This window comes from Desulfoplanes sp. PS50 (genome assembly GCF_053851535.1).
Genome location: NZ_JBSPZA010000013.1, coordinates 31,834 through 58,162 on the forward strand (window position 1 = coordinate 31,834; position 26,329 = coordinate 58,162).

The following is a 26,329-nucleotide window of genomic DNA, read 5'->3' on the forward strand; positions in this document are numbered from 1 at the left end:
CCCACTGCCCACTGCGTACTGCATACTCTCTATTCTTTCTTATCTACTCACGATCAGGGAAACCTTTTTCAGCGATTTGAAAATGCTCATGCATACCGAACCCATGAAGATGCTCTGCAGATATTTTTGGCCGGCTCCGGTGGTGCCCATGGCAATGGCCGCGTAGTTGTTGGTCAGGGCGTAGTCGAGGATGGTCCTGGCCACATCGCCGCACCTGTCCATCTTTTCGTGGATCTTTTCCTGGGGGAATCCTGCGGCAATCAGGGCTGTCCTGGCTGCATCAAAGGAGATATCGACCTTTTTCTTGTCCTTGTCGCAGACATGAAAAAGGGTCACTTCATGCTGGCTGGACTCGGCGAGCATGAATCCCACATGATCGGCAACGCGCAGGCTTTCTTCGGAGCCGTCAGCGCATAAAAGGACATTCTTTCGACCCGCTTCGGGTTCCTTGCAGATCCAGATGGGAAAATCGATCTCTTTGCGCAGAATATTCTTACTAATGCTGTCATCCACCAGCTCTTCAAACATGGACAACCCTCTGCGGCCCAGGAGCACTGCATCATAATATCCCTTTTCCGCCTCCTGGATGATGTCCATGACCGTGCCGAAATTTTTGAGCTGGAGTTTGGTCTCGATCATTTTTTCGGGAAACCCGCTGTCGATCAGGAGCTTTTTGGCCCGGTCAAGAGCCTGATTGCCCTTGCGTTTGTAGGTTGCCGCCAGGGTATCGGCTTCGTTGATATTGCTCGTGACATCTCGGGTGAGATCCACATTCATGTGCGGATTGGGGGCAACGTAGAAAAGGGTCAGTTTGGTATTGGTGTCACCCTTGAGAAAATAGCTGGCAAAACGGGAGGCGTGTTGATGGCTGTGATAGGCATTGACCGTGAGCAAGAGGTGTCGTTCCATTTACTATCTCCTTGAATCAAAGTCTCTGTTGTGAGTTTGCAGTTTTGATACTAGCCAAAATGGCTTTGTAAAGTAAAGGAAAATCAGGGTTTGAGAAACGAAGACGGGAGAAACGGGGACGGGAGAAACGGAGACGGGAGAAGGGAGACGGGAGAAGGGAGGAGGGAGAAGGGAGGAGGGAGAAGGGAAAAGACAAGTGCGCAGTACGCAGTGCGCAGCGCACAGGGAAAAACCAAAAAATGTGGCTCATCCGGCAAAAGGGTACTTTTCATCTTGAACCCAGCTGCCTGTAGGCATTATGCACATCTTCGGGCGGCACCCAAAGAGAACGAGTACATGGACGCTGTAGCCCCCCTCCCGTAGTTCAGGGAGGGGCTGGGGGAGGGTTTCAAAGAACTGGAGGAACGGACCGATAACACGACCTGTTCAACGCCCCTCGATGGTGTTGCTTCCCAAAAGGGACTGACAATAGATAAGCTGCAAGTACGCTATTCCCGGATGAACCAAAAAAGGTGACAACTTGTTTTCAGGACTGGATATCAGCGCGGTTGGCAGAGGCGCGGAGACAGGATTTGTATGAGATGACCTGTTGTTACGCGGATACCGTCTTCTCGGGGAAATCTCTGTAAAGGTCTTGCAAAGAGGTCAGCATGTCTGTTAGCCGATCCGGACCAGATTTTGCAGATCTAGCACCGGTCCACAATCTCAAGAAGGAGTCAGATCGGTGCTGCAAGCTGCTACACTATCACGACCTCATCGTTATCAAGGAGCAAATTTCACCATGAATATCTGTATCGTGGGTACGGGTTATGTCGGCCTTGTATCCGCTGCCTGTTTTGCGGAAATGGGAAACAATGTCTGCTGCGTGGATGTCAATCCCCGGGTGGTGGAGAAGCTGCGGGCCGGCCAGGTGCATATTTTCGAACCCGGACTCGAGGAGCTGGTCGCCAGGAACTCAGCCGAGGGGCGTCTGCGGTTCACCACGGAGATCGAAGAGGGGCTCGGGGATGCCCTGTTCGTGTTTATCTGCGTAGGAACCCCGCCCAAAGAGGATGGTTCGGCTGATCTCTCCTATGTTTACCAGGTTGCCGCCGCTGTGGGACAGAAGATGACGGGATACAGGATCGTTGTCGATAAATCCACGGTTCCCGTGGGTACCGCAGACAGGGTGCGGGAGATCATTGAAGGGGAATTGGAAAATCGCGGGCAATCCTTTGAGTTCGACGTGGTCTCCAATCCCGAATTTTTGAAGGAAGGGGATGCGATCAACGATTTCATGAAACCCGACCGGGTCATTGTGGGTACAGATAACGTCCGGACCGCCGAGCTGCTCAGAACCCTGTACGGTCCTTTTGCCCGCAGCAGGGACAAGCTCATCATCATGGGTGTTCGCAGCGCGGAGATGACCAAATACGCAGCCAACTGCATGCTGGCCACCAAGATTTCCTTTATCAATGAAGTGGCCAATATCTGCGAACGGGTCGGGGCCGATGTGCGGGATGTACGCATGGGGATCGGCTCTGACCACCGCATCGGATACCAGTTCATCTATCCCGGTGTGGGCTACGGCGGGTCGTGTTTTCCCAAGGATGTCAAGGCCCTTATCAATACTGCCGGAGAATGCGCCTACGAACCCCGGCTGCTCAAGGCCGTGGATGATGTCAACAACAGGCAGAAAACCGTGCTGGTCCGAAAGATCCGGGCATATTTCGCCGATCAGGGCGGGGTGTCAGGCAAGACATTGGCCCTGTGGGGGCTGGCCTTCAAGGCCAACACCGATGACACCCGGGAGGCCTCTTCTTTGGAAATGATCCGGGAATTGACAGCAGAGGGAATGCGCATCAGGACCTTTGATCCGGTGGCCGCAACCAGGGCTGCCGATGAGCTCGGGGACAACGATCTCGTGGAGATCGTTGGTGATGAATATGAGGCGGTCAAGGGCGCCGACGCCCTGGCCGTTGTCACCGAGTGGAACCAGTTCCGCAATCCCGATTTCGACCGGATCAAACGCTCTCTGACCGCCCCCCTCATCTTTGACGGCAGGAACCTGTATTCGCCTTCCCTGATGGCCGGACTGGGATTTGCCTATTTCTGCATTGGTCGACCTGATCCGGAGAAATTGTAGAAAATTGAAGAAATTTGAGAGAGTAGGACATAAAAAAATCCCGGTAGATCCGGGATTTTTTTTATGTCCAGGGAAAACCAGAGACGATCAGAAGGGGCCTCGGTGTTGCTGATACCGGCGCAGTTGGAGCTCCTGAAGGATGACCTGTTCATAGACGGTGGTGGGGACCTGATCCATGGGTGCACCCTCCATGAACGCGTCCACGAACTGGGTCTGTTCCCAGCAATCGAGGAGTTCGTCGTTGGCAAGGGTTTTAACTTCTTCCTGGAAATCGGGTTCCGGACCAAAGGGAAAGGACTGTGCCATGAATCGGGATGCCTCCGCAAAATATAGGTGTGATAACGTGAAAAAAAAGTATGACCCAAGACGATTCCTTTGGCAACAGATTTTCATCCCGTCTTTTATGGCCGGTTTGCCCCGTTCAGGGCGATTTGAAACTCCCTCGCGGGCCACGTACCATCAAGCCGTTGCTCTTTACAACCAAAATACTTTAGTACCTTACTCAGGATGTTCTGTTATAAAAAATAAGAAAATTTCATAACCGCTTGAACTTAAAACTTAAAACATAAAACTTAAAACTGCGGCTTGGCCGCATTGGTAAGGTGTCCGGCAACGGCTTGATGAACGATGCCTCGCTCGGTCAGACAGTCGAACCGCCTAAAACGGGGCAAACCAGCCATGATGTTCCACTCGTTTGGATGAGGACAGGTTTGTCGTAACCTCGTTGGTTGATACGGGTTGCCGGAGTGAGCCACTTTTTTGCGTGTTGCCTAAAACGTGTTTTACTTTTATAGCCCATGATTGTTTGCCGTTATCAATGTGCTAAAAGGAGGAATACTCCATGGCAGAACATGAAGTTCGCAAGGACGAGGAACTGCTCCAGCTGGTCACCTTCAGCATTGGAGAGGAAGAGTTTGGCGTCGAGATTCTCAAGGTCCAGGAAATTATCCGGATGCTCGAGATAACCAGGGTTCCCAAGGCCCCTGATTTCGTCGAAGGGGTCATCAATCTGCGTGGTAAGGTCATACCGGTCATTGACCTGCGGCTCCGTTTCGGCCTCACGGCAAAGGAGCATGACAAGAAAACCAGGATCATTGTCATTGAGATCAATCAGATGATCGTTGGATTTGTGGTTGATTCCGTTTCCGAGGTTCTCCGGATTCCAGCCGGTACCATCGAGCCGCCGCCACCAGTGATTTCAGGCCTTGATTCCGAGTACATCAGCGGGGTCGGCAAGCTCGACGACCGGCTTCTGATCATGCTCGATCTGAACAGGCTGCTTTCCAAGGAAGAGAAGTCGGCCCTGGGAGAAGTTTAAGTCGCAGGGACAGACCTGTATGTCCGCCCGGAGTTCGAACGAGCCGTGACAGGATCATTCGGGACAGGAAGGCGGGAGAGGTTGAGTGCGCAGTACGCAGTACGCAGGAAAAACTCACGAAGTCACAAGTTTTTTCAAGACTCGACATCCGGAATTCTTTTATTTTATCTGCTGGTTATGATGCTTCCTGACTAGCTCCAGTCAGGCCTGACGTACGTTTCAAAAGGCCTGATCCCAGTTTTGGATTTTTCAGGCGTTTTTGAATAAATCCTTCAACTCACTGCATCCAAAGGCCGTCCTTGAATACTTCAAGGCGGCCTTTGCCTGTTTCCTTTTTACAAAAGACTATCGTGTCCACACTACCCATACTCTCCCAGCTTCTCGATCCCACAGGCATTCACAGAGTTTACAAAAGCGGCCCTGCCAGCCAGATTTTCATGGCCCAGGAACTGATCGCCCGGGGCAAGACCGTGGTCATCCTTCTCGGCTCTGTGGCGGAAATGTCCGTGTACAAGGCCCTTATCCAACTCTTTGCGCCTTCAAAGGAGGGTCAGGAGTTCTGGGAAAGGTCATGGGTTGCGTTTCCGCCGGTGACACCCGGCAAGGAAGAACGTCGCTTGTGGGGGGAACGGTGGGCCGGATTTTTTTCCCTGGCCCAGGGTGGACGCGGCAGGGGGATTCTCCTGCCGATGGGAAATCTCCTTCCCAAGTGGCCTGACAAAAATGTGGTCAACGAGCAGCATCTTCATCTTGTTCCCGGAGAAGACCATTCGCCCGAACGACTTCTGGAAAAATTTGCTGACTGGGGATACTCGCGTGTGTCCATGGTTTCCAAGACCGGAGAGATGGCCTTGCGCGGCGATATTTTCGACATTGCCTGCCCGGGGTATGAATTTCCGGTGCGCATGGAATTTTTCGGGGATACCCTGGAAAGTCTGCGTCAGTTCGAACCCCTTTCCCAGCGATCCAAAAAAGAACTTGAACAGCTGGTGATCCTTCCCTGCACCCCGGCGGTGCAGGATTTCACCTATCGGCAGGATGCCCTGGAAAAATGGGAGGATCTCAAGAATTCAGGAGAACTTCCCGGCCCTGTTTTCAAGGGACTGATGAGCGCCCTGGAGACCAATGATCTGCACATTCCACCCGGTCTGTACTACAAGAATCCCGTGGGCATGGATCACTGGCTGGGTGAGGAGACCATCTTTTTTGTCACAGGCGCCACAGATGCCAGATCACGGCTTGAAGAGCAGAAGTGGGCCTGGAAGGAGTATCTGGCGCAGCCTGACCGTGCCTGGCCGTTGCCTTCCATTCTCCAAACCATGGGCCAGGCCAGAGGGACCTGGTTGGAACGTCATCATGTCCTGTTCGAGTCATTGGTCATGGGACAGCGGGAACAAGGGCTCGAGCTTGTCGAGAATCCCATCCTCTCCTTTGACGATATCTTCTGGGAACCTGAAAAAAGGAAGCGTCCTCTTAAAAGTCTCATAGCCGGTCTGGGGGAGTGGAAGCGGACCTACAGACAGGTTCTCGTCTGTTTTCATTCCGAGCATTCCCGCAAACGGTTTCTTTCTTTTGCCGATCAGGAAGGACTCTCCTTTTATCTTGACTACGCACCGGACACAAAGGGGCTGTTCGCCCTGGTTTCTCCGTTGACCAAGGGGATGAAACTGGTCTGGTGCGACATGCTCATCCTGGCCGAGGATGTGCTTCAACCCAGGGAAACCACGAGGATTATTCCGGGCAAGGGCAAAGAGTTCAAAGGCCTGACCAGTTTTGATGAAATCGCGCCCGAGGATTTTCTGGTCCACCGGGATTACGGACTGGCCCGGTTTGGCGGGCTCATCCATATCCAGGCAGGAGCCGTTGCCAACGATTACCTGATCCTGCACTACGCCAACGATGATAAGCTCTATCTTCCTGTGGACCGGATGGGCATGGTCCAGAAGTACAAGGGCCCCGAAGGTAAGAGTGTTGTTTTAGATCATCTTGGCGGCACGGGATGGATGAAGAGTAAGGCCCGGGTGCGCAAGGCCATTGAGAAAATTGCCCGGGATCTTGTGGAAATGTATGCCCTGCGCAAGGTGAACAAAGGGTATTCCTATGGCCCGCGTCCTGAAATTTATTGGGAGTTCGAGGCGAGTTTCGGATTCGAGGAAACCCGGGACCAGGAGCAGGCCATCTACGATGTCATCAGGGATATGGAAGGCTCCATGCCCATGGATCGTCTTGTCTGCGGGGATGTGGGGTTCGGCAAGACCGAAGTGGCCCTGCGCGCAGCTTTTCGGGCCGTGGTCGACGGCAAGCAGGTGGCATTGCTTTGTCCGACAACCGTACTGGCCGAGCAGCATTACCAGAATTTTCGTCAGCGCATGGAGGATTTTTCCGTGCGGGTGGCCATGCTCTCCAGATTCGTACCCAAACTGACCCAGAAACTCATTGTCCAGGCTGCTGCCCGCGGCGAGGTGGATATCCTCATCGGTACCCATCGCATCCTGTCCAAGGATGTTTCTCTGCCCCATCTTTCCCTGCTCATCCTGGACGAAGAACAACGCTTCGGGGTCAAGCACAAGGAGCGACTCAAGAGTCTGAAGCGGGATATCGATGTCCTGACACTCACGGCCACGCCCATTCCCAGAACCCTGCAGCTGTCTTTGTCCGGAATACGAGGGCTGAGCGTCATCGAGACCCCGCCTCTGGAACGTAAAGCCGTTAAAACGGCTCTCATGGAACGGGAAACCCCGGAACTGCAGGCCATTCTCGAGCGGGAGCTCGGACGTCTGGGCCAGGTGTTCTGGGTCTATAACCGGGTTCAGGGGCTTGACCGGGTAAGGGATTATGTCCAGTCTCTGGTTCCCGATGCCCGGGTTGCCTCGGCTCATGGGCAGATGCCGGCCAGGGAGCTTGAAGAGACCATGCACAAATTCTGGCATCAGGAGCTCGATGTCCTGGTCTGCACCTCCATCATCGAATCCGGTCTTGATTTTCCCAAGGCCAATACCCTGATCGTAGATCAGGCCCAGTTGTTCGGACTCGGACAGCTCTATCAATTGCGGGGCCGGGTAGGCCGTTCCCGGGAACAGGCCTATGCCTATTTCGTGATCCCGTCGCTGGAAAATCTTCAGGAAGAGGCCCGCAAGCGGCTCAAGGTCATTTTGGATCTGGATTATCTGGGGGCCGGGTTTCAGGTGGCCATGGAGGATCTCAGACTGCGGGGAGCCGGGAACATTCTTGGCGAGGTCCAGTCCGGAACCATCGGCAAGGTCGGTCTGGATATGTTTCTTGAGATCCTGGAAGAGGAAGTCCAGCGTCTCAAGGGCGAACCGGTTGCCGAGGTCAGGGAACCCGAGCTGCACATTGGTGTTCCGGCACACATCCCGGAGAACTATATCCTCGAGGCCTCGGAACGGCTGCACTATTACCGGGTGCTTTCCATGTGTTCGCGGCCTGCGGATCTCGACGAAATCATTCAGGAGATCCGGGACCGCTTCGGACCGATTCCTGATCCTCTCCAAACCTTTGTGGAAATTTTAAAGCTCAAGTTCGTGATCAAAACGTTGGGCGGGATTCAGGCCGATATCTACGCCAACAAGGTTGTTGTCAGCTGGGATGAGGAGGATGCCCGGATCGATCCCCTGTCGCTGGTTGCCTGGGTGGAGGCCAACGAAGACCGGTCCCGGCTCATTCCTCCCGGAAAATTGGAGTTGCGCTGTGCGGACAATCCATCTATCTCCCTGTCCATGCGTATTTTCAAGGAGAGTCTGGAGGATTTATCCGATACATTCGTCAAGACAAAAGAGGGGTTGTGATCATGCATCCCGGTACATCAGTTTTTTCACGCCCCCTGCCCTTTCCCGGGCTTTTGTTCTGCACGGGTGGTGTCATACTTGCCCTGTTGGTATTCGTCGGATGTGTTTCGGATCCGCCTCCCAGGGGTGTGGTTGCCCGGATAAACGGGGAGCCCATCTATCTTTCCGAGGTTCGTGCCGACCATGATCTGCATTATATGAACTGGTCTTCGGTCAACGATTTTGACGTTCAATCTCTTGGCGCGGAGTACGGTACGGTCCTCGCCAATATCATTCTTCAACGGTTGATCGAGCAGACACTTGCAGCCGAACAGTTTGCAGTGAGCGATGAGGATGTGGCCAGGGAGGAAGCCCTGATTCGGGCGGATTATCCGGACGACAAAGCGTTTGAGCAGACACTTATCGAAGAATATGTCGATCTTGACCAATGGCGTGAGCGGCTACGTTCCCGATTGAGTACGCAGCGGTTTCTTGAGGAGTATCTTCGGCCTCGGGTATCTGTGACCTATGAGGATGCCAAGAGTTATTATCGTGAACACAGAAGTGAGTTCCTGATTCCGGAACGTTTCGTGTTTACCGTGTTCCAGAGCAAGGATCGCGAAGCCCTGATCGCGGCCTTCAAGAAGTATCAGAAGGGTGATCAAGCAGCAGCCCCGCAGGAGGGTCCATCCACTGTGGACATCCATGAAATGGATCTGCCGGGACACAATCTGTCGGCCGCCTGGCATGAACATCTTGTCAATCTTGCCCCGGGTAGTGCAACCAATGTGATCGCCGGTACAAACATGATGACCATATTGTTCCTGCATGAGCGATTGCCCCAGTCTTTTTTGTCTCCTTCTGCCGCCTATTCATTGGTGGAGCAACGACTTGTGGAGGAGGGGATGCAGACGGCTTTTGATGGATGGCTGAACCAGGCCCTTTCCCATGTCACGATCGAGATTACCGGGCTTTTGAACGAGAATGCAATAGATTCGCAGGAAGATGCAGGCGAGCCGCCCGTGCAATGACCCCGGCTTTGTACGGTTCGTTTGCGGCGTGAGAGATCGTATCAACCAGTTGAGATCGCATATCATCAAGACGTAAAAGGATACCCCGTATGAGAGAATCTCTGAAAAGATGTCTCGGAACAAAATGGAGTTATATGCTTGGAATGATCCTGTTTCTTCTGAGCTGTGTCCCTGCGGCCCACGCAGAGGAAATCGTTGACCGCATTGTTGCCGTGGTCAATGGAGAGATCATCACCCTGTTTGATGTCAATCAGCAGATCAAGGGGTATACGCAGCAATTCGAGGGACGCGTCCTGACCCGGGATGAGGAAAAGGCCCTTCAGGACGTCAGAAAAAAGGTGCTCATGCAGATGGTCAACGATCTGCTTCTCGAGGCCGAGGCTGAACGGTTGGAAATGACTGTCTCGGACGTGGAGATCAAGAATCAGGTCGAAGCCCTCAAGCAGCAGAACAACCTGACAGAAGAACAATTCCTCGATCAGCTCAAGCTCCAGGAGATGACCCGCAAGGATTATGAAGAGAAGGTCAAAAAGGATATCATGCGTCAACGTCTCATAGGTGCCATGGTCCGGCGCAAGGTCGTGATTACCGAAGAGGAGATGAAGAGGTATTATGCGGAGCACCAGGATGATTTTTCCGGGGAGAAGAAGGTTGAACTCGCCATGATCCTCGTGGACCCGGGGTTTGACATTCAGGAATTGCGCAATCGTCTCCTGGCTGGAGAGATATCCTTTGGTCAGGCTGCGGCCCAGTATTCTCTTGGTCCCGGTAAAGACCAGGGCGGCGAGATAGGAGAGGTTCGCTGGGCCGATATGCGAGACTCCTGGAAAGAGGTCTTGCGAGGACTCGAGGAAGGGGATATCAGCGAACCTTTCGACTTAAACGGCAACCAGGCCTTTTTGCGTGTTCTGAATCTGACTCCTGGAGATGCCCCTCCTTTCGAGGAGGTCAAGGACAAGATTCGGGATATTTTGTATCGTCCACGAATCGAAGAGCGGTTCCAGGACTACATGGAAGGGCTCAAAACAAAGGCCGTACTCGATATTCGTATGTAACGAGTTGCAACCGGAATCATTGAATCGTTTTGAGGGGGATTGGAGCATGTCGATGCAGGAATTGGGCGAACTGTTCAAGACGGCTCGCCAGGATGCGGGGTTGAGTTTACAGGAGGTCTATGAACGAACCAAGATCAGCTTGTATGTTCTTGAATCCCTTGAAAAGGGGGATGTCGCCCGTTTACCCCACCCCGTTTACACAAAAGGTTTCATTCGTAATTACGCCAATCTGTTGGGGCTCGACCAGGACAAGGTTGTTCATGAGTATCTTGCTGTGGTTGAAGAGCCTGATGATCCTCTTGACATTGATCCCGGAGTCCCTGAGCTCAATGTCCGCAGAAAAACGAAGTCCAGAGCCGGCACATTCCGGCTGATCGTCTTTGGTCTGGCTATTCTCGCAGCAGTCGTCTGGCTGATCGGGTCATATGTTTCTCGCGAGATCAAACCTGTTTCCCCGGTTGTCATGGAGCAGGACGGAAGCAGCGATTTGGAGACGCCGGCTCCCCTGCCCGTCACGGAAGAAGAGGATGAACCGGCTGTTGCTGAAGATGCATCAGAAAAGGGTGCCGGGACGGATCAGATGGTGACTGATGAAGCTGCCGAAGCGGTCGATGACCGTGATGTGTCTTCCTCGCAGCAACCCGAGGCCGCCGGGGTGGATGAAAAAAACAATGATCAGGCGGGAACCGTTTCGGATCAAGCAGTTTCCAGGACCTCTGAGATTTCCCGGGGCAATTCCCTGGATGGCGATCAGAAAGACATGGCTACTCAAGCGGTTTCCCCGGTTACTTCTTCTGTCGGCGAGACCCGGCCCGATGTATCCGCTTCCAAGCCCGAGGTAGTCACCAAGGCGCATGTCATGCGCGTTGAAGCGACGCATGAATGTTGGTTGAGTGCGACTGCCGACAGAAAGACCGCTTTGGACAAGACCGTCCGTCTGCTTAAACCCGGTCAGAGCGTGAATATTCCCTTTAACGAGAATGTGGAACTTCGTCTTGGCAATGCCGGTGGAGTCCGCCTTTTTGTGGATGCTGAACCCTACTTGTTCGAGGGTGATCTTGGTGTCGTCAAGTCGTTGGTAGTCTCGGCTCCTGCCGAGTAGTGCCGCATCTTATGCCATCCGGGAGTTATGCCATGCCCGGCAACTTCGGGATGTTCGTTTATCCGGTGATCTGGCATGGAGTTTACGGAAAAGGTCGTCATTTTGCGGGTGGGAACGTTCCGCGAGAACGATTGCTGGGTCCGCTTCCTTTCGCCTTCCCGGGGTATTGTCACCGGATTCGCCTTTGGCGGTCGCAAGAGCAGGCGGCGGTTCTGCGGCTGTCTCGACCACCTCAACCAGGTGCTGTTCCGGGTCAGTGCGGGTAAGCGCAACCAGTATCTGAGCCTTGAGGAAGGAACCCTTCTTCAGGGCTTTGTGAATTTGAAAAAGGACTTTCAGAAGGTCGGGATGGTGGGGAATTGCCTGCGGTTTTTCGAGGCCGTGCACACGGGTGAGGCCCGGTCGGCCGATGCCTATGCCCTGGTTATGTCCATGCTCGGCGGGTTTGATACCCTTGCCGGACCACCTTCATTGTTTTTCCCGGTTCTTTTCAGGATCGCCCTGGCCTTTGAGCAGGGCTATACCCTCGATGTCGCGCATTGTGCATCGTGCGGTGCGGTTTTGCAGGAACATGGCTGGGCAGGATCTTCTGTTGAGGACGGATATTTTCTGTGTCCCTCGTGCTCGGAGGGGAGGACGATTGCTCGGATCTCCTGGCAGGGGGTGTCTCTTCTGCACCACCTCAAGGAAACCGAGATCGGCAAGTGGGTGAATTGGACACCCGGCAGTCATCTGCGGACAGAGATCTATACCTTTGTGGATCGGTTCATCCGTTATCATCTGGGGATTGCGGACGAAGACAACCGTTTCGTACGCTGTTAGCCGTTTGCTCTACAGGACACACCATACATGCAGGATCGGCGGTATAAGGGGTTCATCCGATATGCCGGACCCTGGTTGCAATCATTTGATTTTCAATGGAGACAAGGATGAATTTTCAGGATGTCATTTTCAAGCTGCAGCAATTCTGGGCTGATTATGGATGTGTGATCCAGCAGCCCTACGATATCGAGACAGGCGCCGGGACCTTCAATCCGGCCACATTTTTCAGGGTTCTTGGTCCGGAACCGTGGAAGGCGGCCTATGTGGAGCCCTCCAGGCGGCCCACGGATGGACGCTACGGGGAAAATCCCAACCGGATGCAGCATTTCTATCAGTATCAGGTGGTCCTGAAGCCCGCGCCCGCGGATGTTCAGGATCTCTATCTCAAAAGTCTCGGTGTTCTGGGGATCGATGCGGCCAGGCACGACATCCGGTTTGTGGAAGACGACTGGGAATCCCCCACCCTCGGGGCCTGGGGCCTTGGCTGGGAGGTCTGGCTCAACGGTATGGAAATCAGTCAGTTTACCTATTTCCAGCAGGTCGGCGGATTGGAACTCGAGCCCATCACCGTGGAGTTGACCTACGGGATGGAACGATTGTGCATGTATCTCCAGGAAAAGGAATCCGTGTACGACATGATGTGGAACGACACCGTGACCTATGGGGATGTCTACCATCAAAACGAGGTCGAACAGTCCAGGTACAATTTTGATGTCAGCGATCAGGACATGCTTTTTGCCACGTTCGAGGCCAGTGAAAAGGAATGCCGACGGGTCTGCGAACTGGGTCTGGCTCTGCCCGCGTATGATCATTGTCTGAAATGCTCGCATGCCTTCAATCTTCTGGACGCCCGGGGAGCCATTTCCATCACCGAGCGCGCCAACTACATCGCCCGGGTCAGAAAGCTGGCTGCCGGGATCGCCCGGGTCTATGTCCAGACCCGTGAGGACATGGCACATCCCCTGCTCCGGCATGACGCATAATTTTTGAACGAACGAGGTTGAAGAGATATGGCCCATTTTGTTTTGGAAATCGGTGTCGAGGAGATGCCGGCCCGGTTTTTACCGATATTGGACAAGGCCTTGAAAGAGGGATTTGAGGAACGTCTTGGTGAGGCCGCATTGGCCCACGGGGAGATAACCACCTTTTCCACGCCCCGCCGACTGGTAGTTGATTGCAGGGATATGGCCGAGGTTCAAAAGCGGGAGGAGGTCGTGGTCACGGGCCCGCCTGCGAAGATTGCCTTTGACGAACAAGGGGCCCCGACCAAGGCCGGACTTGGGTTTGCCCGTTCCCAGCAGGTGGCGATGGAGGAGGTCTTTGTCACTGACACGGGCAAGGGCGAATATCTGGCGGTCAAAAAAATTGTTGGCGGTGAACCGGCCGCCAGGATACTCGGAGAGATCTGCAGAGAGATAATCGCTCATCTTCCCTTTCCCAAAAAGATGCACTGGGAAACATCCCGATTTACCTTTGGCCGTCCTTTACGCTGGTTTCTGGCTCTGCTGGACAAGGAGGTCGTTCCCTTTTCCGTTGCCGGGCTCGATGCCGGAAATACGACACGCGGCCATCGCGTTCTGGGGCCCGGACCCTTTGTGGTGGAGCATGCCGATGCGTATGTTTCCGTGGTTCATGAGCAGGGAAAGGTTGTTTTGTCCCATGAGGACCGTGTTGCCATGATCATTGCCGGGGGAGATGAGCTGGCCCGCAAGGCAGGGGGAACCATCGCCTGGAACGAGGGGCTCATCCATCACGTGGCCAATCTGGTGGAATATCCTGTGCCCGTACTCGGTAATTTCGACGCGGCCTATCTCGAGCTTCCGGCCGAAGTCCTGCTCACAAGCATGGAAGTCCATCAAAAGAGTTTTGGAGTTCATGGTCCAAACGGCCGGCTGCTGCCCTGTTTCCTGACCGTGATCAATCTCGAGCCCCAATCCGTGGATGTGGTCAGAAAAGGGTGGGAGCGGGTGCTCAAGGCCCGGCTCGAAGATGCCATGTTCTTCTGGAAGGCCGATCTTACCAGGGAATTTACTACCTGGCTGGACAAGCTTGAAAACGTCACCTTTCTGGGACCTCTTGGTTCCATGGGAGACAAATCCCGCAGACTCTCCCGACTGGCCGGAGCCATGGCCCGTGATTTCGCCCCTGACCTTGTCCAGGACCTGACCCGGGCCGGTACCTTGGCCAAGGCGGATCTGGTTTCGGAAATGGTCTATGAATTCGATGACCTTCAGGGAATCATGGGGGGCATTTATGCCGCCAAAAAAGGGGAGAGCCCCGTGGTGGCACAGGCCCTTGCCGAGCAGTATCTCCCGAGCGGTCAGGAGAGTTCCTGTCCCTCGACTCTGGCAGGGGGAATCCTGGCCATGGCCGACAAACTCGATACCCTGGCCGGATGTTTCGGCATCGGCAAGATTCCCACAGGGGCTGCCGATCACTTTGCTCTGCGGCGATGTACCCTTGGGATATGCCGGATCATCCTCGAACACGGGATCAGGACCGATGTCGAGGAACTTTTGCGGCTGGCCCTGGAAGGGTATGAAAATGTCACCTGGAAGACAGAGCCCGCAGAGACTCTGGACAACCTCATGGCGTTTTTTGCCCAGCGCCTACGCAATTATTGGGCCGGAAAGGGATTTGGAACCAAGGTCCTGGATGCGGCCATCAACGCCGGAATAAATGATGTCGTGGCCCTGGAAAAACGGGTCCGGGCCCTGTCGGATTTTGCCGAGGCAAAAGATTTTGATCAGGCCGTGCTGACCTTCAAGCGGGCCGACAACATCATTCGCAAGCAGGGTGAAGAGTCCGGGGTGAACCTGACCGGAATTGTCGACCCGAATCTTTTGCAGGAAGAGGCTGAAAAAAGTCTCCACGCCCATCTTGCGGCAAGCCGCGAAAAATGGGACCAGCTCTGGGATGAGGACGATTTTGCCGGGCTGCTGGCTGAATTGTGGACCCTGCGCCCGGTTGTGGACGGGTTCTTCGATTCCGTCATGGTCATGAGCGATGATCTCGATCTGCGGTCCAACCGGTTGAACATGCTCTACGAATTGGTTCGTCGGTTGAGCCGGCTGGCCGATTTTTCGGCCCTTCAGATTTAAGAAGGGGGGGAAGTGCGCAGTGCACAGTGCGCAGTGCGCAGGAAAGGCGGGGAAGGGCCGTTTGAAGTGTTGGGGACCCATGTGCCCGTCCGAAACGAGAACGATTTGTGACAGAATTATTCGTAGTTAGGGGGCATAGAAATACAGAGTTCGCAGTGCGCAGGAAAGGCGGAAACCGATTCGTTGATTTTGTGCTGTTTTCTTGTCCGGGGATTAAAAAATCAGCTTGACAAGAATGGCCGCTCTTGCATAGATACCCTTTTTTTCAAGCAGGTGGTGTACATTCCGGGACCGGGTCAACCCGGTTACTTCAATATAGTTAGGAGGATTTACTTTTGGCTAACCATAAGTCCGCACTGAAAAGACATCGTCAGAGCATCCAGGCCCGCAATCGCAACAGAATGGTCAAGACCAGGATCAAGCACAGCGTCAAGGCTGTTCGTCTGGCCATCGAGAACAAGGACGCTGAAAAGGCTCAGCAGGCCCTGCAGAGTGCCACATCCGTCCTGGACAGCGCCGCTTCCAAGAAGGTTGTCCATTGGCGTACGGCCGCCCGGAAGATTTCCCGGTTGAGCAAGGCAGTCAGCGCCCTGGCCTAGTTCTGATCTCCATACGCAGCACATATAAAGCCCGGCACCTTGGTGCCGGGCTTTTTCATTGCCTTTTCAAGAGGCATTGACTACGCATAATGGGTTCATTTTCCGTGACTATTCAGTCACTGATTGCCGATTATGTTTTGCCACCCGGGAGTGCCGAGCGTCTGCTCGGCACTCCGTCTGCGAACCAACAGGAAACAGGGGCGGACGGCACGCCCGGCACGCCCGGAAATAGTATAACGATACGCCATCTCCATTGCCTGAAAGGCCGAGCAGACGCTCGGCGTTCCCGGGAAAAGACACATTCTTATGCCGAATTATCGTGCTGAATAGTTAGCAATTGCCTTTCTTTTCCTCTAAACAAGCACATTGTACATCTGTCGCAGGCTGATCAACCATGAAACAGCGCCTGATAACCCCGTTTGGTCTTCCCATCTATTTCTTCGCGGTGACCATTGTGATCGGGACCTTTCTTTTACAACTCGAGATCAGCTGGTCCCAACCCGGGAGCATTTCCTGGCTCAACGCCCTGTTCACCGCCACGTCGGCAACCTGCGTGACCGGGTTGATTGTCGTGCCCACCAGTGGATTCTCAACCTTTGGTCAATCAGTGATCCTTTTTCTCATCCAGGTCGGGGGACTCGGGGTCATGACCTATACCAGCCTGGTCTTCTATCTGTGGCACAAACGGGTCAGTATCACGGATCGATTGGCCGTGGGGCAGTCCCTGCTCCATGATCCCTCTTTTCATCTGGGCCGGTTTCTGATTCAGATCGTGCTGCTTTGTTTCTGCATCGAGGCGGCTGGCGCATCCCTGCTTTTTTTGGGGGACCCGGGCGGCTTTCATCCCTTTTCCGCTATGTTTCATGCTGTGTCCGCGTTTTGCAATGCCGGGTTTTCCCTGTTCGATTCGAGTCTGATGCACTGGGATTCCCATGTGGGGGTCAACGGGGTGATCATGGTGCTGATCATTTTCGGAGGGCTCGGGTTTTCCGTACTCATCGATATTGTCAAAACCATACGCTCACGGGCCCGGTCCACGAATGGTGCATCCCAAAGGCTCGCATGGCAGACGAAAATCGTGCTTCGGACCTCCCTTTTTCTCATCCTTTTGGGATGGGTGGTCATCTTTGCGGCTGAATGGTATGATAAGGGTATGAGACTGGATCACATGGGAACCCATCTCTTGACCGCCCTGTTCCAGTCGGTGACCACGCGAACCGCAGGGTTCAATACCGTGGACATCGGGGCAATGACCAATATCGCCCTGGTGATCATGATTCCCCTGATGCTCATCGGCGGGTCGCCGGGGTCCTGCGCCGGCGGAATCAAGACGACCACCTTCAGGACGATCATCGCCTTTGCCAAGGCCCAGTTGCTGGGCCGCAGACAGGTGGTCATTGGCGGGTACGCCCTGGAGGAAAAATCCGTGAACAAGGCGCTCGTTCTGCTCATTCTGGCCTCTGTCGTGGTGGGGGCAGCCACGGTGATTCTGGTCATCAGCGAGGGGGGTGATCTCCCGCATCTGCACCTTCGGGCTCAGGTTGTGGACATCCTTTTCGAGGTGGTCTCGGCCTTTGGCACAGTCGGTCTGAGCACCGGACTCACGCCCAATCTCTCCCCGGTGGGCAAGGGGGTGATCATTGTGCTCATGTTTGTGGGCAGACTCGGTCCCATCGCCTTTCTGGCCTTTTTGCAGGGATGGCAGACCAGAGAGCATTTTTCCTGGCCCGAGCGGGATATGCTCATCGGGTAGGGGGGCGAGTGCGCAGTACACAGTATGCAGTACATAGTGCGCAGTTCGCAGTACGCAGTGCGCAGGAAGGGGCTCGCGAAGAGGGATTTTTTTCGTGCAGGGACGCAGGGACGCAGAGAAAGGCATTTTTGCCGTGAATTCTTTGAATTTAAGAAAGCAAGGTACGTACAGGCTTCAACATCGGAGCGCATGGGACGAAGTGAGGAACTCGAAGAGTTCCTCAAAAAAGTTTTTCTCTGCGTCCCTGCGCCTCTGCGCGAGAATGTCTTTTGTCGTTAATCTTTTGTATTTCAGGTGATCGTCATGGAAATCGGAATCATCGGTTTGGGTAAATTCGGCTTTTTTCTCGGCTCGGCCCTTGTCAGGATGGGGCACCGGGTCATTGGGATCGATTCGGATCAGACCATGGTCCAGGCGGCCCAGGAAACTCTGACCCAGGTGTATCAGGCCAATGCCACGGATGTTGTCGCCCTGACCCAGCTCGGACTCGCTGACCTGAAGCATGTCATCGTCAGCGTGGGCCAGTCCATGGAGGCAAGTATTCTGATCGCCCTGCATCTCAAAGAGCTTGGGGCCGAGGATGTCTGGGTCAAGGCGGTCAGTGAAGACCACGAAAAGATCTTAAAACATATCGGAATCAAACACGTCACGTTTCCCGAGCGCGTGGCAGCCGAGGAATTGGCCCGCAAGCTGGTCGATCCAGGGTTTCTGGACTCCCTTTCTCTTGGCCAGGGGGTGGTTTTGCGCGAACTTGAGGTGGATAAATGGGCGGGCAAGAATCTCGTGGAACTCAACCTGACCAATACGCTCAATATCCAGGTGGTCGCGATCAAGCAGGTGGGAAGAAAGGAGCCTGATTTCATCCCCGATCCTCAAAGACTTCTGGAAAAAGGGGAACATCTGGTGGTCATCGGCAAGGATGAGGATATCGCCGGGGCAGAGGCGTAGATAATAAGTGCGCAGGACACAGTGCGCATAAGTACGCAGTGCGGTGAGTGCGCAGGACGCAGTGCGCAGTGCGCAGAAAAAACCTATAGCTTTTGAAGAGCAAGAAAAAGATCGTTTTGGCCGGAATGACACAACTTTATCTATACATTAACGCGTATAGATGTCGTAAAAACTGCGTACTGCGCACTGTGCTCTGCGTACTTATGCGCACTTAATGCAGTTTTCCCTGAGTAAGACAAAATGCCTCCTGATGGAGGCATTTTTTTATTCGAACCAATTGAGCGCGGGGCAGCCATTGAGCAGACCGAGGCGGGTGCAGTGGTGGGCATAGAGAGTCAGGCTGGCCTGTTCCTGGTCGCCCAGTTCGTAGCTCATGACATGCCAGTACGCGCGGAGCACCTTTCGCGAAAATCCCTTGTCCATGGCCTGATCAAGGAGGGTCTCCAGGTTCTGGGGGACGCTTTCTTTGATCTCCAGCAATCGTTTGGCCAGTTGAAAGAGCTGGGCCTGCTGGTCGGGTGCAAGGTCTCTTCGCACGATCCACAGGGCAAAGACAAAGGGGAGTCCGGTCCAGGTCTTCCAGGCCTCGCCCAGGTCGATGATATGCCACCCTTCGGGACGCTCGCTGAATATGTGCAGGGCCCGGTCGCCGATTTCCAGGAAGGGGAGTCCCCTGCCCAGGCCCTCGCCCGGTTCGACTGTCTTCCATTCGGGTTCGGGAAGATTCCAGGCCAGGGACCAGAGGACCTTGAGCAGGTTGACCGAGGTGGCCGAGGCTGCGGTGACGTGGACCCGGTTGTCGTTTTCGGCCAGAAAGGCGGGCAGTTTGTCAAGTGTGACAGGGCTTACCAGTAGCACGCTCTGGACAGGACCGTTGGAGCTGATGCTCAGTCCGGGGAGGATCTGGTACTTTTCGGCATGGAGGAGGTATTCAAAGGCAGAGGAGGGGGAAACGTCGATGGAGCCCTGTGCCAGGCGGGAATTCAGATACGATGGATGTCCGGGGACGAGTTTGTGTTTCATTTTTTCTGACGGGTCTGCCTCAAGGAGATGGAAGATAGGCCAGACATTAAGATAATCGATTTTTCCAATTTGAAGCGTACACATGATGACCCCGGTTTGAAGGGAAAACCTGCTGGTTGGTTACAAATAAAAAAGGGCGGATACTCCGCCCTTTTTTATTTGTAAACCTGGTGTGGACCGGATCGGTCACAAAGGAATTAATCCAGCTGGGAAATCAGGGTTTCCTTGATGGAATCGATGGTCCCTTCACCGTCGAGTTCAATGTATTTGAAACCGGCCTTGGGAGCCAGATCCTTGTAGAAATAGGCGGCCGCCAGGGTGCCGTCCACGTCGTTATAGTAGATGTCGTGACGCTTGTTGATGGCTTCTTCGTCCTGATCATCGGCCCGGGACTTGAGATCACCGCCGCAGACACGGCACTTGTCACCGTCGGGCTTGATGGCGTCGATGAAGATGTTGTTGGGATGGTTGTTGTCGTTCACGCAGAGACGACGACCCATGATCCGATTCTTGGCGACCTCGCGGGGAAGAAGGATCTCGATGACGTAGTCAAGATTGGCATCGGCCTGCTGCAGGGCGTCCCAGAGCTTCTCGGCCTGAACCTTGTTGCGGGGAAAGCCGTCCAGGAGCCAGCCGTTGGCACCCTTTTCCTGCAGGGTTTCCAGAACCATGGGAATGGTGATCTCATCGGGAACAAGTTCGCCCTTGTCGATGTATTCCTTGGCCTTTTTACCGAGATCAGTGCCCTGGCCGATGTGCTGCCGGAAAATGGCCCCGGATTCGATGTGAGCCACGTTGTATTTGTCTTTTACCAGAGAACCCTGGGTCCCCTTGCCGCTGCCGTTGGGTCCGAAAATCAAGATATTCAATGCGATAACCTCCTTTAGAAAAATTTCACAAAGTCTTATCCCCCAAGGTGGTACCTGTCAATAACAGAGGCGGGGGATGATGGTGGATGGGGGGTGGATGGAGATAATCATTTTGTTCCAAATGTTCACATATCTTTGATTTCCTCCCGGCAAAGAATTTTGGTTTTTAGCTAGATGACATCATCGCATGATGATTCTTCTCAATTGTATGACAAAGTAATAATTAAGAATACACTCTTGTGCTTCATCGAGATCAGATGTATCAATGAGCCATTTGACAAAAAAACCAAGGAAAGTCGTTGTTGGGAGTATTATGAAATACTATGCACATTCGACCGACAATCCGGACAAATCTGATTGGCAGGAGCTTGAAGATCATCTTTGGAAAGTGGCCCGATTCGCTTCAGATTTTGCAGCACCATTCGGTGCAGAAAACTGGGGAATGGCAGCCGGATTGCTGCACGATGCAGGCAAGGCCACAGGTGAGTTTGTCAGACGTCTTGAAGGCTGTTCAAACCGTGTCAACCACTCCATTTTCGGGGCCAGAATCGCCCAGGAAAAAGGTGGGAAATTGGGTCTTCTTTTGTCGTATGTCGTCGCCGGGCATCATGGCGGTCTCTCGGATGGTGGGATTCAGGAGGGACAACTGCATTACCGCCTCAAACATGAACGGATCCCTGGCGATGTAATGTTTCTGCCCGATGTGGAATACTCCTTGGATTTGCGCCTGCCATTTACAAAGCGGCCCAAAAGACCAGGCTTTTCCTTGTCGTTTTTTACCCGGATGATTTTTTCCTGCCTTACGGATGCGGATTTTCTCGACACTGAAGCGTTTTGCGATCCGTGCAAGAGTTCTAGCCGTATCAAAAAGTCCACAAGCGATCTTGGGGCATTGCGAAACGCATTGAATGAGCGACTCGTCGAATTGGAAAAAAATTCCTTGCCGTCCAAAGTCAATACGATACGGCGATCTGTTCTGGCTGATTGTCGCGCTTCATCCGAGCAAGAACCGGGTTTTTTCTCCCTGACCGTGCCCACGGGTGGAGGCAAGACACTTTCTTCCATGGCCTTTTCCCTGGACCATGCAGAGGCGCATGGTCTGCGGAGGATTATCTATGCCATCCCTTTTACTTCCATCATCGAACAGAACGCACAGGTTTTCAGTTCCGTGTTTGGTCGTGAGAATGTGCTGGAGCACCATTGTAACTATAGGGATAAAGATACTCCCGAAGAGCAGGGCTATGACCGGTGGCGAGGATTAGCCGCAGAAAACTGGGACGCGCCAGTGGTCGTCACCACCAACGTGCAATTTTTTGAATCCCTGTTCAGCAACAAGCCGTCTCGGTGTCGCAAGCTGCACAATATTGCCAAAAGTGTCATCGTGCTCGATGAGGCCCAGGCCGTCCCCACGGAATATCTGGAGCCATGCCTTTGTGCTCTGCGCGAATTGGTTGAGCGTTACGGCTGTTCAGTGGTCTTGTGCACGGCAACCCAGCCGGCCTTGGATGACGAAAGCCTTTTTAGTCGTCTTGAGAAGGCGCGGGAAATTATTGCTGACCCGGGCCGTCTCTACGAGGAGCTTAAACGCATTGAGGTTACCTTTGCGGGAAGTCTCACTGATGCTCAACTTTCCGAGCATATTGCCGGTCCGGAGCAAGTATTGTGCATCGTCAGTACCAAAAAACAGGCGAGAAAAATCTTTGATCTACTTCCTGAACGAGACGGCGCATTTCATTTATCCACCAACATGTACTCTGTGCATCGGCGGCGAGTACTGGATACCATTTCCCAACGGTTAAAAGAGGGGCTGCCCTGTCGGGTTATTTCAACTTCGCTTATCGAGGCCGGAGTGGATGTGGATTTTCCCGTGGTCTATCGGGCCATGGCCGGGCTTGATTCCATTGCCCAGGCTGCTGGCCGGTGTAATCGGGAGGGCAGACTGAACGGCCCTGGGCGTGTTGTTGTTTTCGAATCGGAAAATCCACCCAGAATGCCTTGGTTGCAACGTTGTGCCAGTCGTGCCGGTGAAACATTGCGTACTCTAATTGAGGATGATCCCCTCGGGCTTGTGGCCATGCACCGTTATTTTGAGTTGCTTTACGACGTCCAGGACCTGGACAAGAAACAGATTGTCAAACGTTTGGATGCGCCGGTGGATAAATATTTATCTTTTCCTTTCAAGGAAATTGCCAAGGATTTTCGCTTTATCGAGGACGAAGGAACACCTGTGATCATCCCTCATGAACCCGAGGCTGAAACGCTTGTCCAACAACTGCGATTCTCAGAATACCCGCGTCCTATTTTGCGGAAATTACAGCAATTTGTGGTCACCATTAGGGCCAGGGAACTGTTCAAGCTTACGTCGGCTGGATCGATCGAAATGATTCAGGATACCTACCCCGTGTTGCGCAACATGTCTGCCTACAATGAACACGTTGGACTGTGCGTGGATGCAGGCGATGTGTGGCAAGCAGATGAGTTGATTGTTTAAAAAGGAGGAGCCTATGGCATTTGGAATCAAACTGCGGGTCTGGGGGGAGTATGCCTGCTTCACCCGACCGGAAATGAAGGTGGAGCGGGTCTCCTATGACGTCATGACCCCGTCTGCTGCCCGGGGAATTTTGGAGGCCATACATTGGAAACCGGCCATTTCCTGGGTGGTGGATAGAATTCATGTGATGCGGCCCATTGTTTTCGACAATGTGCGACGCAATGAGGTCAGCTCCAAAATTTCAAAACCCAATCCGACCACGGTGATGCGAAACAAAAAACCGCTTTTTTTCTTGGTCGACGAAGGGGGAAACCGGCAACAGCGGGCAGCAAGCCTGCTACGCAATGTCGAATACGTCATCGAGGCCCATTTTGAACTGACCGACAAGGCCGGTCCGGGAGACAATGAAGGCAAGCATCTGGATATTTTTAACCGTCGAGCCCGGGTCGGACAATTTTTCCATCAGCCTTGTCTAGGCTGCAGGGAGTTTCCGGCATTTTTTGAATTGCTGGAAGATGATATCCCTTCGTCCTGCTATTTGGGCGAGAACCGGGAATTGGGGTACATGCTGCTGGACATAGATTTCGAAAACGATATGACCCCGCTTTTCTTCAGAGCTGTCATGAAGGATGGAGTGATAGAACCTCCTTCGCGGTTTTCTTCGGAGGTGCGGGCATGATTCTCCAAGCATTGCACGGATATTATGAACGTATGTGCGAGAACCCGGATTCCGGCATGCCGCCTTATGGCACTAGTATGGAAAACATCTCTTTTGCCCTGGTGCTGGATGGGGATGGGAATTTGCGAAGCATTGAGGATTTGCGGGAACAGGAAGGTAAGAAGCTTCGTGCCCGTAAGATGGCCGTACCTGCATCAGTCACTAGAACCTCTGGTGTAAAGGCCAATTTCTGTTGGGATAAGTCAGCGTATGTTTTGGGTTGCGACAAGAATGGCGTAGCTGCAAATATGAAGCGGTTTGAAGCATTTAAAGAATTATTGGAGAATGAGTGCGGAGATTTCGAGGATGAGGGCTCTCAAGCTGTACTTCGTTTTTTGGATTCATGGGATCCAAGTCAGGCTGAACAGATAGCAGCAAGGTTTCAAGATTGGGATGATATTGCTGCAGCTAATCTGGTATTTCGACTTGAAGGAACCAAGGGGTTTATTCACAATCGATCAGTTATTCAAAAAGCATGGTTTGCGTATTGCGATAAATCTGACAACGCTACTAAAGTTCATTGCCTTATAAGTGGTGAACATAATACGCCTCAGGCACGGGTGCACACACCTATCAAGGGCGTTGTCGGCGGTCAGACTTCGGGTGGGTATATAGTTTCATACAATGCAACTGCATTTGTCTCCTATAACAGAGACAAGGCTGATGTTGGTAAGACATCAGCTTTTGCCTACACCACGGCACTCAATTCGTTATTAACACGCGGAAGCCGTCAGAAAGTCACTGTTGGCGACGCCACTATTGTTTTCTGGGCCGAGCGAATGAGTCCGGCCGAGGATTTTTTAGCCGACCTTTTCGATCCTTTGAGCGAAGCGAATGAAACGGTCACCTCGGCGGATCCTCAAACCACAACCAGGATTCACGATCTGCTTCAGGCTATTCGTTCTGGAAGGCAGGCCGTGGATATTGTGCCGGATCTCGATGAATCCGTTCGTTTTTACCTGCTTGCTCTGGCTCCCAATGCCGCTCGCCTGTCCATTCGTTTCTGGGAAGTCGATACCGTGGGTGGTCTTTTGCAAAAGATCGGCAGGCATTTTCGAGATCTCGAAATCATTCCTCAATATGATAGTGAGCCGAAATTTCCGCCCCTCTGGCTTCTCATGCGTCAGACAGCCGTTTTGAACAAAACGGAAAATGTTTCTCCCGTGATGGCCGGAGGGATGGCGAGAGCCATGCTTGCCGGCGTGAGGTACCCGCAGAGTCTGTTGCCTGTTGTGCTGGGTCGTATTCGTGCCGAGCATAAGGTGACCTATTGCCGTGCAGCGCTCATCAAAGCATTTCTTGTGCGAAACAAACAATTGGAGGTTCCCGTGTCACTCGATCCCACAAGGACTGACCGCCCATATTTACTCGGCAGACTTTTTGCCGTCCTGGAAAGAGCTCAGGAAGATGCAGTTCCCGGAACCAATGCGACCATCAAGGATCGGTATTTAGGCTCTGCGTCCGCTAATCCGGCCCAGGTCTTTCACATGCTGCTCAAGAATTCGGCCAATCATACGGCCAAGTTGCGCAAAGACCCTGAGAAGAAAAGCAGGGCATTCTATTATGACTTCATGATACAGGACATCATGAATGAGTTCAGTGACTTTCCGTCAACCATGTCGCCCGAGGAACAGGGACTCTTCATGATCGGCTATTACCACCAGCGTAAAGATTTTTTTACCAAAAAGAACAAGGAGAACTAATCATGACCGCCATTGCCAACCGATACGAATTTGTGCTGCTTTTTGACGTCGAGAATGGGAATCCCAACGGAGATCCCGATGCGGGTAATATGCCTCGCATCGATCCGGAAACAGGGCATGGTCTGGTCACGGATGTCTGCTTGAAACGCAAGATCCGCAATCATGTGGCGTTAACAAAAGAAGGCGCTGAGGGTTTCAAGATTTATATTCTGGAAAAGGCTGTGCTGAACAGGACGAATAAGGAAGCATATTCAGCGTACGAGTTGGAACCCCAGACCAAGAAACTTCCAAAAAAAGTTGAAGACGCGCTCAAGGTCACAGGTTGGATGTGTTCAAACTTTTACGACATTCGGACCTTTGGGGCAGTCATGACGACGGAAGTCAATTGTGGTCAGGTTCGTGGGCCGGTTCAGCTGGCCTTTGCCAAGAGCGTTGACCCCATTGTTCCCCAGGAAGTGAGTATCACCCGCATGGCAGTGACCAATGAGAAAGATCTTGAAAAAGAGCGCACCATGGGCCGCAAGCATATTGTGCCCTATGGACTGTATGTGGGCCACGGATTTGTTTCCGCTCCTCTGGCCGGAAAAACTGATTTTTCCGATGAAGATCTGGACTTGTTGTGGGATGCCCTCATCAATATGTTTGAACATGATCGCTCAGCGGCTCGAGGTCTCATGAGCAGCAGGAGGCTTATCGTTTTCAAGCATGAGAACAAGTTCGGCAATGCCCCGGCGCACAAGCTTTTTGATCTGGTACAGGTCAAGCGATCCGAAGGGTCCACTGGTCCGGCCAGATCTTTTGCCGATTATACAGTGACCGTTGGGCAGGCCCCGGCCGGTATCGAGGTTATTGAAAAACTATAACTCAATTCCATGGCGTTGCGGTGATATTGTTCACTGCAGCGCCATCCATATCTTTTGAAATGAGTCGGGAGAATAACTTTGCAAGTCTACTGGGTTTGTTACAGAACATAACGG

20 protein-coding genes are annotated in these 26,329 nt (G+C 53.2%); 16 read left to right on the top strand and 4 right to left on the bottom strand.

The window, feature by feature from the left end:
* Positions 1 to 39: 39 nt before the first annotated feature.
* Positions 40 to 909, bottom strand: coding sequence for a universal stress protein (locus tag ACTVJH_RS07590; RefSeq protein WP_455989079.1), 870 nt, complete (start codon positions 907 to 909; stop codon positions 40 to 42).
* A gap of 781 nt (positions 910 to 1,690) precedes the next feature.
* On the opposite strand from ACTVJH_RS07590, the gene ACTVJH_RS07595 reads away from it, so the two are divergent.
* Complete coding sequence (locus ACTVJH_RS07595) at positions 1,691 to 3,034, top strand: UDP-glucose dehydrogenase family protein (RefSeq protein ID WP_455989081.1); 1,344 nt, start codon at positions 1,691 to 1,693, stop codon at positions 3,032 to 3,034.
* Between the two features lie 87 nt (positions 3,035 to 3,121).
* Here the strand turns inward: ACTVJH_RS07595 and ACTVJH_RS07600 are convergent, their stop codons facing one another.
* Positions 3,122 to 3,340, bottom strand: a complete 219-nt coding sequence (locus tag ACTVJH_RS07600) for a hypothetical protein (protein WP_455989083.1) — start codon at positions 3,338 to 3,340, stop codon at positions 3,122 to 3,124.
* A 535-nt stretch (positions 3,341 to 3,875) separates the two neighbouring features.
* Between ACTVJH_RS07600 and ACTVJH_RS07605 the strand changes: the two genes are divergently transcribed.
* From ACTVJH_RS07605 to ACTVJH_RS07655, 11 genes are all read left to right on the top strand, one after another.
* Positions 3,876 to 4,352, top strand: a complete 477-nt coding sequence (locus tag ACTVJH_RS07605; RefSeq protein WP_455989085.1) for a chemotaxis protein CheW — start codon at positions 3,876 to 3,878, stop codon at positions 4,350 to 4,352.
* Between the two features lie 350 nt (positions 4,353 to 4,702).
* Positions 4,703 to 8,158, top strand: coding sequence for a transcription-repair coupling factor (mfd, locus tag ACTVJH_RS07610; protein ID WP_455989087.1), 3,456 nt, complete (start codon positions 4,703 to 4,705; stop codon positions 8,156 to 8,158).
* A gap of 2 nt (positions 8,159 to 8,160) precedes the next feature.
* On the top strand, positions 8,161 to 9,168 hold the full coding sequence (locus tag ACTVJH_RS07615; protein ID WP_455989089.1) for a peptidylprolyl isomerase: 1,008 nt from the start codon (positions 8,161 to 8,163) through the stop codon (positions 9,166 to 9,168).
* Between the two features lie 134 nt (positions 9,169 to 9,302).
* Positions 9,303 to 10,223: a SurA N-terminal domain-containing protein gene (locus ACTVJH_RS07620; RefSeq protein ID WP_455989091.1), complete on the top strand. Its 921-nt coding sequence runs from the start codon at positions 9,303 to 9,305 to the stop codon at positions 10,221 to 10,223.
* 46 nt (positions 10,224 to 10,269) lie between these two features.
* Complete coding sequence (locus ACTVJH_RS07625; RefSeq protein WP_455989093.1) at positions 10,270 to 11,325, top strand: helix-turn-helix domain-containing protein; 1,056 nt, start codon at positions 10,270 to 10,272, stop codon at positions 11,323 to 11,325.
* Positions 11,326 to 11,400: 75 nt separating this feature from the next.
* Complete coding sequence (recO, locus tag ACTVJH_RS07630) at positions 11,401 to 12,147, top strand: DNA repair protein RecO (RefSeq protein ID WP_455989095.1); 747 nt, start codon at positions 11,401 to 11,403, stop codon at positions 12,145 to 12,147.
* Positions 12,148 to 12,254: 107 nt separating this feature from the next.
* Positions 12,255 to 13,130, top strand: coding sequence for a glycine--tRNA ligase subunit alpha (locus tag ACTVJH_RS07635; protein ID WP_455989097.1), 876 nt, complete (start codon positions 12,255 to 12,257; stop codon positions 13,128 to 13,130).
* Positions 13,131 to 13,157: 27 nt separating this feature from the next.
* Positions 13,158 to 15,248: a glycine--tRNA ligase subunit beta gene (gene glyS / locus ACTVJH_RS07640; RefSeq protein ID WP_455989099.1), complete on the top strand. Its 2,091-nt coding sequence runs from the start codon at positions 13,158 to 13,160 to the stop codon at positions 15,246 to 15,248.
* A gap of 335 nt (positions 15,249 to 15,583) precedes the next feature.
* Complete coding sequence (gene rpsT, locus ACTVJH_RS07645; RefSeq protein ID WP_455989101.1) at positions 15,584 to 15,847, top strand: 30S ribosomal protein S20; 264 nt, start codon at positions 15,584 to 15,586, stop codon at positions 15,845 to 15,847.
* 394 nt (positions 15,848 to 16,241) lie between these two features.
* Positions 16,242 to 17,600, top strand: a complete 1,359-nt coding sequence (locus tag ACTVJH_RS07650) for a TrkH family potassium uptake protein (RefSeq protein ID WP_455989103.1) — start codon at positions 16,242 to 16,244, stop codon at positions 17,598 to 17,600.
* Positions 17,601 to 17,903: 303 nt separating this feature from the next.
* Positions 17,904 to 18,548: a potassium channel family protein gene (locus tag ACTVJH_RS07655; RefSeq protein ID WP_455989105.1), complete on the top strand. Its 645-nt coding sequence runs from the start codon at positions 17,904 to 17,906 to the stop codon at positions 18,546 to 18,548.
* 264 nt (positions 18,549 to 18,812) lie between these two features.
* On the opposite strand, the gene ACTVJH_RS07660 is transcribed toward ACTVJH_RS07655, so the two are convergent.
* Complete coding sequence (locus tag ACTVJH_RS07660) at positions 18,813 to 19,655, bottom strand: menaquinone biosynthetic enzyme MqnA/MqnD family protein (protein WP_455989107.1); 843 nt, start codon at positions 19,653 to 19,655, stop codon at positions 18,813 to 18,815.
* A gap of 113 nt (positions 19,656 to 19,768) precedes the next feature.
* The gene (locus ACTVJH_RS07665) at positions 19,769 to 20,440 is read right to left on the bottom strand and encodes an adenylate kinase (RefSeq protein WP_455989109.1); all 672 of its coding nucleotides are present in this window, start codon (positions 20,438 to 20,440) and stop codon (positions 19,769 to 19,771) included.
* Positions 20,441 to 20,705: 265 nt separating this feature from the next.
* Here ACTVJH_RS07665 and cas3 point away from each other — a divergent pair, with 265 nt between their 5' ends.
* Genes cas3 through cas7c form a run of 4 tightly spaced genes read left to right on the top strand, consistent with a single transcriptional unit; the run spans position 20,706 to position 26,215 of the window.
* Positions 20,706 to 22,931, top strand: coding sequence for a CRISPR-associated helicase Cas3' (gene cas3, locus ACTVJH_RS07670; protein WP_455989111.1), 2,226 nt, complete (start codon positions 20,706 to 20,708; stop codon positions 22,929 to 22,931).
* Between the two features lie 13 nt (positions 22,932 to 22,944).
* Positions 22,945 to 23,610, top strand: a complete 666-nt coding sequence (gene cas5c / locus ACTVJH_RS07675) for a type I-C CRISPR-associated protein Cas5c (protein ID WP_455989113.1) — start codon at positions 22,945 to 22,947, stop codon at positions 23,608 to 23,610.
* Positions 23,607 to 25,352: a type I-C CRISPR-associated protein Cas8c/Csd1 gene (cas8c, locus tag ACTVJH_RS07680; protein WP_455989115.1), complete on the top strand. Its 1,746-nt coding sequence runs from the start codon at positions 23,607 to 23,609 to the stop codon at positions 25,350 to 25,352. The genes cas5c and cas8c overlap by 4 nt, the downstream gene beginning before the upstream one ends.
* 2 nt (positions 25,353 to 25,354) lie before the next feature.
* Positions 25,355 to 26,215 (top strand): type I-C CRISPR-associated protein Cas7/Csd2, encoded by an 861-nt coding sequence (gene cas7c, locus ACTVJH_RS07685; protein ID WP_455989117.1) that lies wholly within the window; start codon positions 25,355 to 25,357, stop codon positions 26,213 to 26,215.
* Positions 26,216 to 26,329 lie beyond the last annotated feature (114 nt).